The sequence below is a fragment of the Nocardia sp. TBRC8007 genome (assembly GCF_056629435.1).
This window is the reverse complement of sequence record NZ_JBWSOR010000174.1, coordinates 1-401: the sequence shown is the minus strand read 5'-3', so window position 1 is coordinate 401 and position 401 is coordinate 1. Positions and strand designations below refer to the sequence as shown.

The 401-nt window shown below is 63.8% G+C and carries 1 protein-coding gene; it reads right to left on the bottom strand.

The features are described from left to right. Position 1 precedes the first annotated feature (1 nt). Positions 2–401, bottom strand: a 400-nt coding sequence (locus tag ACX4ZE_RS23160; protein ID WP_480275583.1) for an acyl carrier protein, incomplete at its 5' end; no start/stop codon positions are given.

Genomic DNA, 401 nt, shown 5'->3' with positions numbered 1-401 from the left:
ATCACGCCTGTGTCGCCTTTGGCGTCGATGTAGCGGTGGGCGCGACCGCCGAAGAGCGCGAACCGGTGCCCCGAACGATCGCCTCGGCTGCCGAGGCACCCGCCTGCTCCAAGGTGAACGACCGCCCCAGCTGCAAGGACATCAGATCGATATCTATGGTCTGATTGACCAGCGAACTGAATTCGACCGCCATCAACGAATCCAGACCCAGCTCGGGAACAGGCACGGTCACATCGATCGCCTCGGGCGAGATACCCATCACCGACGCCAACTGCTCAGCGAGCATGCCCGCGATCATGTCCTTACGCGCACCCTCATCGAGATCGGCCAGCTCGGCCCGCAACCGGGCAGCAGCGGAATCATGCTGCGCGACGGACGCGATCAGACCTTCGATCCGGCCG